The sequence below is a fragment of the Lysobacter capsici genome (assembly GCF_018732085.1).
Taxonomy (GTDB): Bacteria; Pseudomonadota; Gammaproteobacteria; order Xanthomonadales; family Xanthomonadaceae; genus Lysobacter; species Lysobacter capsici_A.
The window spans coordinates 2,722,201-2,735,511 of sequence record NZ_CP076103.1; the positions used below are offsets into that span (position 1 = coordinate 2,722,201).

13 protein-coding genes are annotated in these 13,311 nt (G+C 64.1%); 9 read left to right on the top strand and 4 right to left on the bottom strand.

What is annotated here, in order from left to right; all coding sequences use genetic code 11:
* The first annotated feature begins 52 nt into the window (after nucleotides 1-52).
* The 7 genes from KME82_RS11645 to KME82_RS27110 all read left to right on the top strand — a co-directional run bounded on the left by KME82_RS11645 (nucleotide 53) and on the right by KME82_RS27110 (nucleotide 5,609).
* Nucleotides 53-823 (top strand): hypothetical protein, encoded by a 771-nt coding sequence (locus KME82_RS11645; RefSeq protein ID WP_215498645.1) that lies wholly within the window; start codon nucleotides 53-55, stop codon nucleotides 821-823.
* 112 nt (nucleotides 824-935) lie between these two features.
* Nucleotides 936-1,682, top strand: coding sequence for a hypothetical protein (locus KME82_RS11650; protein WP_215498646.1), 747 nt, complete (start codon nucleotides 936-938; stop codon nucleotides 1,680-1,682).
* Between the two features lie 110 nt (nucleotides 1,683-1,792).
* Entirely contained in the window at nucleotides 1,793-3,028 is a 1,236-nt protein-coding gene (locus KME82_RS11655) for a type IV secretion system protein (RefSeq protein WP_215498647.1), read from the top strand.
* Between the two features lie 24 nt (nucleotides 3,029-3,052).
* Nucleotides 3,053-3,559 (top strand): DUF4189 domain-containing protein, encoded by a 507-nt coding sequence (locus KME82_RS11660; protein ID WP_215498648.1) that lies wholly within the window; start codon nucleotides 3,053-3,055, stop codon nucleotides 3,557-3,559.
* A 202-nt stretch (nucleotides 3,560-3,761) separates the two neighbouring features.
* A complete protein-coding gene (locus KME82_RS11665) occupies nucleotides 3,762-4,265 on the top strand; it encodes a DUF4189 domain-containing protein (protein WP_215498649.1) in 504 nt (167 codons plus the stop codon).
* A gap of 206 nt (nucleotides 4,266-4,471) precedes the next feature.
* Nucleotides 4,472-4,984 carry a DUF4189 domain-containing protein gene (locus KME82_RS11670; RefSeq protein WP_215498650.1) on the top strand — a complete coding sequence of 171 codons (513 nt, stop codon included), beginning with the start codon at nucleotides 4,472-4,474 and terminating at the stop codon, nucleotides 4,982-4,984.
* A 301-nt stretch (nucleotides 4,985-5,285) separates the two neighbouring features.
* A complete protein-coding gene (locus KME82_RS27110; RefSeq protein WP_430538839.1) occupies nucleotides 5,286-5,609 on the top strand; it encodes a DUF4189 domain-containing protein in 324 nt (107 codons plus the stop codon).
* Nucleotides 5,610-5,663: 54 nt separating this feature from the next.
* Here KME82_RS27110 and KME82_RS11680 read toward each other — a convergent pair whose 3' ends face one another.
* From KME82_RS11680 to lexA, 4 genes are read right to left on the bottom strand one after another with little or no spacing between them, the layout of a single operon-like run.
* Nucleotides 5,664-8,780, bottom strand: a complete 3,117-nt coding sequence (locus KME82_RS11680; RefSeq protein ID WP_286673218.1) for an error-prone DNA polymerase — start codon at nucleotides 8,778-8,780, stop codon at nucleotides 5,664-5,666.
* 17 nt (nucleotides 8,781-8,797) lie between these two features.
* Nucleotides 8,798-10,246 (bottom strand): Y-family DNA polymerase, encoded by a 1,449-nt coding sequence (locus KME82_RS11685; RefSeq protein ID WP_215498653.1) that lies wholly within the window; start codon nucleotides 10,244-10,246, stop codon nucleotides 8,798-8,800.
* A 10-nt stretch (nucleotides 10,247-10,256) separates the two neighbouring features.
* Complete coding sequence (gene imuA, locus KME82_RS11690; RefSeq protein ID WP_215498654.1) at nucleotides 10,257-11,126, bottom strand: translesion DNA synthesis-associated protein ImuA; 870 nt, start codon at nucleotides 11,124-11,126, stop codon at nucleotides 10,257-10,259.
* 4 nt (nucleotides 11,127-11,130) lie between these two features.
* Nucleotides 11,131-11,754, bottom strand: coding sequence for a transcriptional repressor LexA (gene lexA, locus KME82_RS11695; protein ID WP_215498655.1), 624 nt, complete (start codon nucleotides 11,752-11,754; stop codon nucleotides 11,131-11,133).
* Between the two features lie 364 nt (nucleotides 11,755-12,118).
* On the opposite strand from lexA, the gene KME82_RS11700 reads away from it, so the two are divergent.
* Together KME82_RS11700 and KME82_RS11705 are read left to right on the top strand one after the other, a co-directional pair.
* Nucleotides 12,119-12,787 (top strand): GbsR/MarR family transcriptional regulator, encoded by a 669-nt coding sequence (locus tag KME82_RS11700; protein WP_215498656.1) that lies wholly within the window; start codon nucleotides 12,119-12,121, stop codon nucleotides 12,785-12,787.
* 65 nt (nucleotides 12,788-12,852) lie between these two features.
* Complete coding sequence (locus KME82_RS11705; protein WP_215498657.1) at nucleotides 12,853-13,299, top strand: thiol-disulfide oxidoreductase DCC family protein; 447 nt, start codon at nucleotides 12,853-12,855, stop codon at nucleotides 13,297-13,299.
* Nucleotides 13,300-13,311: the final 12 nt, after the last annotated feature.

Below are 13,311 nucleotides of genomic sequence, written 5' to 3' on the forward strand. Positions count from 1 at the left end.
TGACGTCCTGTGCCTGCCTGGGCTGCGGACGTATCAAGGAGAGGAAACGCCGATGAGCCTGACCAAGTTCGTTCGAATCAAGCCGATGTTCATGTCGATGGCCCTGGTGCTGGTCGGCTTCGGCAGCATGATGACGCCGCGCCCGGCGCAGGCGTTCGTGTGCTTCTGGTGCGCCACCGAGGTCACTCAATATCTGAACTTCGGTCAGCTGACCACTCAGTACGCCAAACAGTTGGATCAACTGCGCCAGCAGGTCCAGCAGTACGAGCAACAGGTTCGGCAATACCAGCAGATGGGGCTGGGCAACCTGAAGTTCGAGGGCAACAAGGGCTTCCGGGTCAATATCGCCGAGCAGTTCCCGGAGCGCGGCATCGACGAAGGTAAAGTCGAGGCCTGCGGCACCGGCGCCAAGAACAACCCGGTCGGCCAGCAGCAGTACGGCTACTGCGTCGCCATCGTCCAGACCGAAAACCGTCGCTACAACGCGATGGTGAAGATGCTCAAGGACGTCGAGATGCGCGACAAGCAGCTTGAAAAGGCCTACAGCGATCGCGGCACCCTGTCGGGCGACACCGATCAGGGCAAGCTGCAGACCAACAGCAACTACATCGCACAGGTCCAGGCGCAGATGCAGAACGATCTGCAGAACGGCCAGTACACCATCGATGCGTATACCGCGCTGCTGACCTCGTTGAACGAGAACATGGTGCGCGCGGCCAATACCGCGCTGAAGAGCAAGAACAAGCCCTCGATTCTCGATACCGCGATCCAGGGCGCAACGCTGAAGATCGCACTGCAGGGCGCGCGGATTCGCGAGCGGTAAGAAGGATCTCAATCGAATCGGCAGGGATCGGATCACCGCAACCTGCCCGTTGGAACAATTGCCCGGGATCGCCCAAAACACGATCCTTGGCCTGGTTCAGGAGCTGACCGCAATGAACGTCAATCATTCCTCCAAGATGCTGCCGATGGTGCTGGCCGTCGTCGTCGCCGGCGTCGCCGCGCTGACGCCGCGCCCCGCGCAGGCGGTATTCGCCTCCGAATTCACCCAGATCGCCAACAACATCCAGCTCGGCCTGAAGTACGCTCAGCAGGTGAAGCAGTACGAAGAGCAGGTCAAGCAGTTGCAGGAACAGGTCAAGGCCTACGAGCAGATGGCGCTGGGCCAGCTGAAGTTCCAGGGGGCGGCTGGTTACCGTGAGGACATCGCTTCGCAGTTCCCCGAGCGGGATATCAATGAAGGCGTCGACAAGGCCTGCGGCAAGGAAAAGAACAATCCGGTCGCGAAGGACCAGCACAAGTACTGCATCGCGATCGTGCAGACCGAGAACCGTCGCTACAATGCGATGGTGAAGATGCTCAAGGACGTCTCCAAGCGCGACAAGGAGCTTGAAGAGGCCTACAAGGACCGCGCCAAGCTGACGGCCGACAAGGACCAGGGCAAGCTGCAGACCAACACCAACTACATCGCGGCGTTGCAGGCGCAGATGGCCAACGACGTGCAGAACGGCAAGTACATGCTCGATGCATATACCTCCATGCTGCGCAGCTTGAACGAGAACATGGTTCGCAGCGCCAACATGGCGTTGAAGAACAAGAACAGCCCCTCGATCCTCGACACGGCGATTCAGGGCGGCGCCCTGAAGCTGGCGTTGCAGGCCGCGCGTTCGCGCGAACGGTGATGCGGTCGATGTGAATCGATCGTCCGACGGGGTCGGACGGTCGGTTGGGGGCGGGGATCGGAAATCGTGGGGCCGGCAATGCAAGTCCGGCCCAAGCATACGGATGGCTTATGGATATCAGTGCACTGGGGACGGCGGGATCGTTGTTGGACTTGCTGCATTTCAAAGCAGCGGGCCTGCCGAACATGGTCTTCTTCTCGGAGATCAACGACTTCCTCGACGATGAAATCGCCGAGTTCGCGGGCAACCTGCTCAAGCGGGTGGCCTCGTTCATCGGTTTCATTTCCGCCACGGTGGTGACGCTGTGGATCATGTACCACGGTTTCCGGATCGTGACCGGGCAGTCGCGCGAGCCGATGATGGGCCTGGTGGTCAACTCGCTGCGCGCGGTGCTGATCGTGGGCATCGCGGCGGGCATGGCGGCCAGCGTGGGTTCCAGCTATCGCACCTTGACCGACGGCACCAATCGCGTCGTGCGCGAGTTGATGACCGGCAAGGACGATGAAGGCAGCTACGCCGATATCGACAAGGCGCTGGCGATCATGCAGGTGGCCGTGGAGGTGATCGACTCGGTCGACACCGGCGACGACCTGATCACCAACCAGGACAAGGAACGCGCGCTGCAGTTCACCGGCGTGGGCCTCGGCCTGCCGGCGATCATGGCGGCCACCGCCTTGCTGATCAACAAGATCGCCATGGCCCTGATCCTGGGGCTGGGACCCTTCTTCATATTGTGTCTGCTGTTCGACCAGACCAAACAGCTATTCACCAAATGGCTCTTCTATGGTCTAGCGACCATGGCCTCGATGGCGTTTTTGTCGGTCATGGTCACACTAGCGATGGACATGATCATCGCCGTTGGGCTGGCGTTCTGGACAGCGGGCTGGCTGACAGGCGGTAGTCAGGAAAGCCTCACTAGCATGGCCATGCAACAAGGTGGTCTGGGCTTGGTGTTGAGCGCGCTGATCGTGACCGCGCCGCCGATGGCGGGCATGTTCTTCAACGGCATCATGGGTCAGTTCAGCCCGTTCAGTGCCTTCGGTAGCGGTGGCGGCCAAGCCGGCGCGCCGCCGACCCAGGGTGGTAATGCGGTGAATCGTTGGATGAGTGGCGGTGACAACGCGAACCGCGCCGAGAGTGCGGGAAATCGTTCCAACGATTCACGGCCGGCTGACATGCAGATGAATCGCACGACGTCGGGTAGCTCGACCATGGCGCACTCGGATGTAACCAAGACTTCGAATCAAGTTCAGCATAATGCGGGTCAAGTGGTTGGCAACAATGTAAATGTAGCCAACGCTGATCAAGTCAAGAATTCCGGTAAGAATCCACCGGGACCTCAATAAGATGTAGACAAGGAGGGGTAAACCATGAAGTTCAGGTGCATAGCCGTAATAGCTCTGATGTTCTCAGGAGCTGCCTACGCCGAACAAGGTTGCCCCGATGGTCTTTATCCAGGTGGTGCCGGTCCGGGACAGTTGTGTGTGCCGATGCCCGGTTACGGGGTTTCTGGCGGCAGCTCGGGCGCTCAGGCGGCGCCAGAGCCCAACTGGGCCACGCGCTGGGGCGCCATCGCCATCGACGATGGCAGCAACGGCGGCAGCAAGTTGGGAAGGGCGGAGTCGCTCAGCAGCAAGGGCAAGGCCGAAAAAGCGGCGCTTGCCGACTGCCGCTCCAGGGGGGGGCACAAATGTACCTTGGAGCGCTCGTATCGCGACCAGTGCGTCGCGGTAGTTTGGGGTGACACGTTGGTGTCATCCGCGAGCGCGGTAAACAGCGAAAGAGCTTCGCAACTGGCGATGGACAATTGCAGTTCGTCGACGACGAATTGCGGAGTTTATTACACCGGTTGCAGCTATCCCGAACTGGTTCAATAAGCGTAGTTGCGACGATTCAACTTGAGCCGCGGCCTGGTGCCGCGGCTTTTGTTTGGGCGTTAGCATTAGCAAGATTGCCGGACAGGTGCGCAGCCTCGGAGGTGTTGACGGTACTGGAGGCACCACGGCGAGTGCCGAGGTGGTTAAGACTGCCAATCCGGACAAGGTTGAACCCCAATAACGATATAGGAGAGAAAAAGCCATGGAACTGAGGTATCTGTGTGTATTGGCTTTGCTTTTCTCTGCAGCCGTGCAGGCTGAGCAAGGCTGCCCGGATGGGCTTTATCCGGGCGGGGCCGGTCCTGGACAGATCTGCGTGCCGATGCCGGGTTATGGCATCAATGGATCAAGTGGCGGCACTCAAGCGGCCGAGCCGAAATGGGTGACACGTTGGGGCGCTATCGCCACCGACGACGGCAGTACCGGCGGCGGCATTCTCGGGCAGTCGGAATCGTTGAGCAGCAAGCGCAAGGCGGAGAAGGCAGCGCTCTCCGATTGCCGGGCGAAAGGTGGCAATAACTGCGCGTTGGTTCAGGCATATCACGATCAATGCATTGCGGTTGCTTGGGGACGGTCCAGGCCGTATAGCGTGAGTGCCGAGAACAGCAAGGCGGCCTCTGAGTTTGCGATTGCGAAGTGCGGCGAATCGGACGCCAACTGCGGTATCTACTACACCGGTTGCAGCTATCCCGAACGCGTTCAGTAATGCTAAAAATCAATACAAAAAAAGCCGTGACCTTTGCAGTCACGGCTTTTTTTATGGGCAATTGCTACGCAATTGGTCGCTGTAATTAAGTGCTGTTCCTGCATATAAAATATGAAAATAGCTCGTGAACGATCGCAGGTCGAAGCCAGTAAGCTAATTCGCCGAAAGAACGCGGGTAAACTGATCCGAAATAAAAGATCGAAAATATGATCTTGAAACGCAGCTGCCTACTTCTGCTTGTCCTGCTCTTCGTCGGAATCGCACAGGCCGAACAAGGCTGCCCGGATGGACTCTATCCCGGTGGCGCCGCTCCAGGACAGATATGTATACCAATGCCTGGCTACGGCATTGGTGGAAACGTTCCTGCCGCTGCTGCTCCGGAATCTGGGTGGAAGCTGACATGGGGTGCCGTCGCCTTGTCGTCGACTGGCGAAATCGGCGCGATCACCGGGCAGCCGTCTGAAAGCAAAGCCAAGCGCGAAGCGCTGGCTCGTTGCGCGGGGTATGGCGGCAAGGATTGCAAGTTGAACCTTGCCTATAAGAATCAGTGTGTGGTCGTCGTATGGCCATCCGTGGCAGGGGCGTCCGCGTTCCCTCAGTCGGCGGCTTCAATTGAAGAAGCATCTGCTGTGGCGTTGCCGGCTTGCGCCGCAAAGAGCGGTGCGCAGTGCAAGATCGCTTACTCCGCTTGTACAGAGCCCGTACTTGTTGGTAATTGACGCCACATGCGATGAGACATGGATAAGAAGTTTTCAAAAAAACGCGGCCAAAAGCCGCGTTTTTTGCGTATACAGAGCCGGGTTATAGTTTTGCTCTCGAGAACAGAGGCCCATAGCCGTGAAGTCAAGAAGTATCTTCGCTTTCTTGTTCTTTTTCTCAGCAGCCGTGCAAGCCGAGCAAGGCTGCCCGGATGGTCTGTATCCCGGAGGCGCGGCTCCAGCGCAGATTTGTATTCCGATGCCTGGCTACGGCATCAATGGAAACAGCGGCAACACGTCGCAAGCTGCGGAGCCTCGCTGGATGACCCGCTGGGGAGCGCTCGCCTTGGATGTCACCAGCGCTGGCGGAAGTAAGCTTGGGAGGGCAGATGGCCTAAGCAGCAAGCGGAAAGCCGAGGCGGCTGCGATCGCCGATTGCCGAGCAAGAGGTGGGCAAAACTGTGTGATTGCCCATTCCTACTATGACCAATGTGTCGCGGTCGCGTGGGGCGATGCCAGGCCGGCGATTGTGAGCGCTGTGAACAGCCAAGTGGCGTCTGCGATGGCTTTGGAAAAGTGCAATGGATCGGATGCGAGTTGCGATATGTATCACACGGGTTGCAGCTATCCGGAACGGGTTCAGTAATCTGTAGCCTTCGGTAGGCGAGGCTAGAGGCGCGATCCGAAGCGCGAAGCCGCTTCAATGAAAATCCCGCGACTGCGTACTCAGACTGCCCAGCAGCGCGGTCAGGTCTTCCATGCGCGAGGCGATGATGTGCTGGACGCCGTCGACGCGTTCGAGGCGGCCGTCGATCGCCATCAGGCGCGATTCGACCAGGACCCGGCGCTGGCGTTGGGCGAGGTCGCGCCAGACCACGGCGTTGACCATGCCGTCTTCGTCTTCCAGGCTCAGGAAGGTCACGCCGCTGGAGGTTTCGGGTTGCTGGCGCACGGTCACCAGGCCGGCGAAACGCACCCGGCTGCCGTGCGCGGTCTTGTGCAGTTGCGAGGAGCGTCGGCACTGCCGCGCATGCAGGGCGCTGCGCAACAACGACAGCGGATGCCGGCCCAGGGTGGTGCCGAGCAGGGCGTAATCGGCCTGCACGTCTTCGCCGGCGGTCGGTAGCGGCAGCGCCACCTTGGCTTCGTCGCGGGCGATACCGGCGAACAGCGGCAGTTGCGTGTCGATGCCGGCCACTGCCCAGCGCGCGCGATGACGATGGCCGGCGAGGGCGCGCAGGGCACCTGCGTCGGCGAGCAAGGCGCGCACGCGCGGGTCGATCGCCGCGCGCAGGCACAGGTCTTCGAAGTCGCGCCATGGCGCGCGCGCGCGCGCGTCGCTGATGCGATCGGCCGAGGCTTCGTCGAAGCCGCCGATCAGGCGCAGGCCCATGCGGATCGCGTGCGGATGCTTGTTGCCGCTGCCGCCCGGAATGCTTTCCAGGGTGCAGTCCCAGTCGCTGTAACGCACGTCGACCGGCAGCACGGTCACGCCGTTGCGGCGCGCGTCCTGCAGGATCTGGCCGTGGGTGTAGAAGCCCATCGGCATCGAGTTGATGATGCCGCAGGCGAAGGCGGCCGGGTGGTAGTACTTGAGCCAGCAGCTGACGTAGGCGATCAGGGCGAAGCTGGCCGCGTGCGATTCGGGGAAGCCGTAGCTGCCGAAGCCCTTGATCTGTTCGAAGATGCGATGGGCGAAGTCTTCGGTGTAGTGGTTCTTTATCATTCCCTTCAACAGTTTTTCGCGATGCGGCTCCAGGCCGCCATGTCGCTTCCAGGCCGCCATGCAGCGACGCAACTGATCGGCTTCGCCGGGCGTGTAGTCGGCCGCGACGATGGCGATCTGCATGACCTGTTCCTGGAACAAAGGCACGCCGAGCGTCCGCGACAGCACTTTTTCCAATGCTTCCGATGGATATTCGACCGGCTCCAACTTTTTGCGGCGACGCAGGTACGGATTGACCATGTCGCCCTGAATCGGCCCGGGCCGCACGATCGCGATCTCGATCACCAGGTCGTAGAAATTCCTCGGCCTCAAACGCGGCAACATCGACATCTGCGCGCGCGATTCGATCTGGAACACGCCGACGGTGTCGGCCTCGCAGATCATGTCGTAGACCTTCTCATCGTCGTCGTGTTGCATGATCGTCGGCATGTCCAGGCCGCGAATGCCCTGGGTTTCCAGCGAGGCGAGAGTCTTGCGCACCGCGGTCAGCATGCCCAGCGCCAGGCAATCGACCTTGAGCAGGCCCATCGCGTCGAGATCGTCCTTGTCCCACTGCACGATGGTGCGATCGTCCATCGCCGCGTTCTCGACCGGCACCAGGGTGTGCAGCGGCCGCTCGGAGATCACGAAGCCGCCCGGATGCTGCGACAGATGCCGCGGGAACGCGTTCTCGACCAGGATCGCGGTCAGCGCGAGCACATTGCGCAGCAACGGCGATTCCGGATCGAGGCCGCGTTCGCGCAACTGTTCGGGCAGCGGTACGCCCTCGCTCCAGCGGTCCAGGGTGCGCGCGAGTTCGCTGATCTGGTCCTGCGGCATCCCCAAGGCCGCGGCGACGTTGCGGATCGCGCTGCGGCCGCGGTAGCTGATCGCCACCGCGGTCAGCGCCGCGCGCTCGCGGCCGTAGCGGGTGAAGACGTATTGCAAGACTTCTTCGCGCCGTTCGTGTTCGAAATCCACGTCGATGTCGGGCGGCTCGTTGCGCTCGACCGACATGAAGCGTTCGAACAGCATGCCCATGCGGGTCGGATCGATCTCGGTGATGCCCAGCGCATAGCACACGACCGAGTTCGCGGCCGAGCCACGGCCCTGGCACAGGATCTTCTCCGATCGCGCGTACTCGACGATGTCGTGAACGGTCAGGAAGTACGACTCGTAGTTCAATTTTCCGATGATCCCCAACTCGTGTTCGATCTGCTGGCTGGACTCGGCTGGAACGCCGGTGGGCCAGCGTCTGGCCGCGCCGATCGCGACCAGTTTGGGCAGCCAGCTTTTCGCGGTTTCGCCGGCCGGCACCAGTTCGTTCGGATAGCGGTAATCGATGCCGCGCTTGAGATCGAAACCGATGCAGCGCTCGGCGATGCGCACGGTCTGCGCGAGCATCGCTGCGGGATAGATCGCCTTGAGCGCCTTACGGATGCGCAGATGCCGCTCGCCGTTGGGAAACAGACGATCGCCGGCTTCGGCGACGGTGGTGTGGTGGCGGACCGCGGTCAATACGTCCTGCAGCGGGCGGCGCGCGCGTTCGTGCATATGCACGTCGCCGGCGGCGACCGTGGGCAGGTCGTGACGCGCGGCCAGTTGCGTCAGCGCGGCCAGGCGCGCGTCGTCGTGGCCGCGATGCAGTTCGACCGCGAGCCAGGCGCGATCGGCGAAGTGAGTACGCAACCACCGCGCATGCCGATCGTCGTCGCTGCCGCCGTCGGGCACCCACAGCGCCAGCAGGTTCGCGCAATGCGCCTGCACATCTTCGATCAGGCAGCAGTATTCGCCTTTCTTCGCGCGTCGGCGGGCGATCGTGATCAGACGGCACAGGTCGGTGTAGGCGTCCGAGCCGGTGACCAAGAGCACCAGCTTCGGTCCGTTCTCGACTCGAAACTCGCTGCCGACGATCAACTTCAACCCCGTTCGTTTCGAAGCCTGCCAGGCGCGCACGATCCCGGCTAGCGAGCATTCGTCGGTGATCGCCAGCGAGTGATAGCCCAGGGCCTGAGCGCGATCGAATAGTTCGTCGGCCAGCGAAGCGCCGCGCTGGAAACTGAAGGCCGACAGGCAATGCAGCTCGGCGTAGTCGGGCAGGGTGGATGAGATCATCGGCCGCGCGATGTTCATGCGAACCAGCCGTGCAAGGTCAGCGCGCCGTCGCCGCCGGCATCGCGATAGGCCCAGGCGCGTTGGCCTTTGACGGTTTCGACCAGGTAGTAGTCGCGGCGCACGTCGTCCTGGTCCCACCAGCCCGATTCGATGCGCTCGGGGCCGGCGAGAATGCGCGCGAGCGGTTCGCGCAGCGGTTCGGGCTCGATCAGCAGCCAGCCTGGGCGGGCCGTATTCGTCGGCGCCGAAACGGGTTTGTTCGAACGCGTCGGCGCGTCGCCCGACACCTTGCGCCAGGCGCGTTCGGGGCGATGATCGGGATGCACGGCCAGGCCCTGCACGCCGTCGTCGCCGAGCCGCGCGCGCAGACGCTCGCGCAATTGCGCCCACGGCAGCGCCTGCTGCGGGCGTGGATCGAACAGGTCGCGGCTGGCCGGCACGAACGGCGGCAGTTGCTCGGCGAGCAGGCGCAGGCCGACCACCGGCGCGGGAATCCGCGCCTGTTGCAGGCGCCCGCGCGCGAGTTCGAACAGCATCGCCGCATCGCGCTCGGGCGCGAGCAGGCCGACCGCGACTTCGCTGTGCGGCAATTGCGGACGATGCGGATGGCGTTCGTGTTCGAGGATCAGGGTGAAGCGTTCGACCCCGCCGTCGCGGCCGGACAGGTACGCGGCGAGGTCGGCGGTGAGCCGGCGCAGCGGGAACAGCAGCGCCTGGCTGGATTCGACTTCGTGGCCGAGTTCGATGCGCGCATCGAAGGCGTCGGGCGGCTGGAAATAGGTTAGCAGCGGCGTCGCCGCGCCGTGCAGCGCGTCCAGATGGGTCAGCACGTGCTGGCCGAACCGTCGCGCCAGCGGCGCGCGCGGCAATGCCTGCACCGAGCCGAGCCGGCGCAAGCCCATGCGTTGCAGCGCCTGCACCGTGTCGGCATCGAAGCCGCAGCGCTCCAGCGGCATTTTCGCCAGCGCCGGAATCAGTCTGTCGTCGTCGAAACACAGGCCGTCGCGGATATTGGTCAGCGCGCGCGCGGCCTGCGGATTCGGCGCGGCGGCCATGCGATGGCGGAAGCCGAGTTCGTGCAGTTCCGCGGCCAGGCGCTGGCGCAGTTCCGGCCAAGCGCCGAACAGGCTGCGGCTGCGGCCGATCTCGAACACCAGCGCATGCGCGAACTGGGTGCTGACCTGCGAGCTGTAGCCGTAGGCCCAGGCGGCGAGCAGGCCGCGCGCGTGTTCGACCGCGGCGGGATCGTGCTCGACGGTCTGGAAACCGTCGACGATCGCCTGCGCCGCGATCAACGGCATGTTCGGCTTGAGCCCCAGCGCGCGCGCGGCCTCGTTGACCGCGTACAGGCGGCGCCGCGCATGCGGCCCGTCGACCAGCACCAAGGCGCGCTCGGGATGCGGGTGATTGCGAAGGACCACATCCATCGCCAATTGCGGCAGCAGCAGGCAGGCCCAGCGCATGAGGTCGGGCTCAGCGCGGGTGCAGCAGGGTCAGCGCGGGCGCGGGACGCGGCGCTGGCGGCGTGGGCTCGCCGGGGGCTTGATTCGCGGCGTTGTGCTCGATTCGCAATCCGGCCGACGTCACGGCTGCGGCACGCGGGCGGCTGTTGCGCAGCGGTGCGATGACGCCGCCGCGTTCGACCGGCGTGGCTTCGATGCGTATCGCTTCGCTTCGTGCCGGCTCGTTTCGTATCGGTTCGATCGCCGATGCAGGCGCATGGCTCGCATGCGCGAACGCGATGGGCTTGCTCGGAACATTGCCGCCGCGGCACTTGAGCACGCGCAGTTGCCGCGGCGCGCTGTCGATCGCGATGCGCAACGCGGCCGGCGACGGATTGCGCGCGGCGGCCATGTCGCGCAGGGCGAAGCCGAGGCATTGGCCGGTTTCGGCGGCGACCTGCAAACGACGCAGCACGCGATCGTCGGCGCGCTGCGGCCAGCACAGCACCGCAGCGCAGGCGCCCGAACGCAGGCATTGTTCGGCCGCCCACAACGCGTCGCGATGGCGCGCGCGGATGATCTGCAGCCGCGGCAGGGCGACGCCGGCGTCGCGCCATGCGGCTGGATAAGGCAGGTACGGCGGGTCTACCAAGACGATCATGCCGCCGTCTTGCGCCTGCGATAAACGCGCCAGGGTCGGCCATAGCAGTTCGAGTTCGCCGACGCCGGCGCTGGGCAGCAGCAGTTCGGTCAACGCGGCCTCGGGCCAGCCGCCGATCGGCAATGCGGCATCGAGCGCGGCGTGTCCGGTCGGTTGCGCCGACGGCGCGAGGTTCGGCGATTGCCCGCGCCAGACCCGGCGCGAACTGATCAGGCTGTCGAGGGCGATGAGCTTGCCCATTCGATCAGCCCCGGCGCACCAGGCCGCAGTAGATGCCTTCGATCGCGAAGTCGGCGTCGGCCGCGATCAGGATCGGCGCGTAATCGGGATTGCGCGGCAGCAGGGCGATGCCGTCGGCATCGATGCGCAGGCGCTTGATGGTGATTTCGTCGGCGATGCGCGCGACCACGGTCTGGCCGTTGCGCGCGTCGCGGGTGCGATGCACGGCGACCAGGTCGCCGTCGAGAATGCCGTCCTCGCGCATCGAATCGCCTTTGACCCGCAGCAGGTAGTCCGGGCGCGGCGAAAACAGCAGGCGATCGATCAGCACATGGGTTTCGGCTTCGGCATCGGCGCCGATCGGCGGGCCGGCGGCGACCCGGCCGAGGATCGGCAGGTCCAGGCGCGCGTCGTCGCGGGCGGCGGAGCGGGTTGGCCCGGGCTCGATCAGCCGGATGCCGCGCGCCCGGCCCGGCAGCAGTTCGATCAGCCCCTGCGCCTGCAAGGCCTGCAGGTGGTAGCCGGCCGAGCGGTTCTGGCGGAAACCGAAGTGGGCCGCGATCTCCTGCTGCGACGGCGGCATGCCGTCGGCGGCGATGCGTTCGCGCAGGTAGGTCAGGAGGGCGCGGCGGAGGTCGGTCAGGCTCATGTACTAATATTAGTAATAAAAAGATGTGCCGGTAAGACTTGCCGGGTGCAGCCGACGGATGGTGGGCCGAGGGGGCACGGTATGGGTTCGGTGGAGATTGCGTGGCTGGGGTCTCGCGGGATGAGATCGGACAGGGGCGTCCGCGTGCGCTTGTGCGGCATCTGCAATGTTCAAAAAACCGTTATGGATCATGAGGATGTGCCTGTTCCGCTGCGGACGCCGGCGAGCATGGTGGCGTGGTCGCGGCTTGCGCCGCTCCTACAGGGGGCCGCTGTGGAGGCGTTTCCGACGAACGGGGCTGTGAGGTGTTGACTCGTTCCGGTTACTTCTTTAATTTCTGTCTAAACAGAAATAAGAGAAGTCCATGTCGCTCAGCCCGCTCCAAGAACGTTTCATCCTCCACTGGGGCGAGATGGGCAGCCGTTGGGGCGTCAACCGCACCGTCGCCCAGATCCATGCGCTGCTGTTCCTCAGCGAGCGGGCGATCACCGCCGACGAGATCTGCGAGACCCTCAACCTGGCCCGTTCCAACGTCAGCACCAGCCTCAAGGAGCTGCAGAGCTGGAACCTGGCCCGGGTCACCCACGTGCTCGGCGACCGCCGCGATCATTTCGAAACCTACAAGGACGTGTGGGACATCTTCCGCGCGGTGGTGCAGGAGCGTCGCCGTCGCGAGATCGAGCCGACCTTGAGCATGCTGCGCACCGCCGTGCTCGACGGCGCCAACGCCGAAGTGGCGCCCGACCAGAACGATCCGCGCGACCAGCGCACCCTGGTGCGCATGCGCGAGGTGCTGGAGTTCATGGAGACCGGCACCAGCTGGATCGACGAAATGAACCGGCTCGATCCCAAGACCCTGATCAAGCTGCTGAAGATGGGCGCGCGCATCCAGCAGTACGTGCGCGGCCCGGTCAAGCCGCTGCCGGCGCCGCAGGCCGCGGGCCATGGCGTGCTGTTCGAGGACGACCTCGAGGCCGCGACCGACGCGCACCACGACACCCAGACCGATACGCCCGGCGATCGCCCGACCTAGGGGCGCGCCGGCGTTTTTTTGCCTATCAATTTCTGTAATTACCGAAATAACAGTAGAGGCCGATCATGAAGAACAACCTGATCTCCCAACCAACCGTCGCCCCCGTCATCGCCCTGTACGACCGCGACTGCCCCTTGTGCCGCACCGAGATGCACCGGCTCAAGGCGCGCGACGGCCACGGCCGCCTGCAATTGGTCGACATCGCCGCGCCGGACTTCGATGCGGCGCAGTGGGGTTTCCCGCTCGAGGCGATGCGCAACGCCCTGCATGTGCGCACCGCCGAAGGCGAATGGCGCATCGGCGTGCCCGGCATCGCCGAGGCCTACCGGGCGGTCGGCCTGGGCTGGCTGACCTGGCCGCTGCGCGTGCCCGGCGCCGGGCGCATGGCCGCGCGCGCCTACCGCTGGATCGCGCCGAACCGCCACCGCGTGTCGCGCTGGCTCGGTTTCCGCGAAGCCGGCCACGAGCCCGGCCCGCGCTGCGACGACGGCCACTGCCCGACCCACTATTGAGCGAGGCGCGTC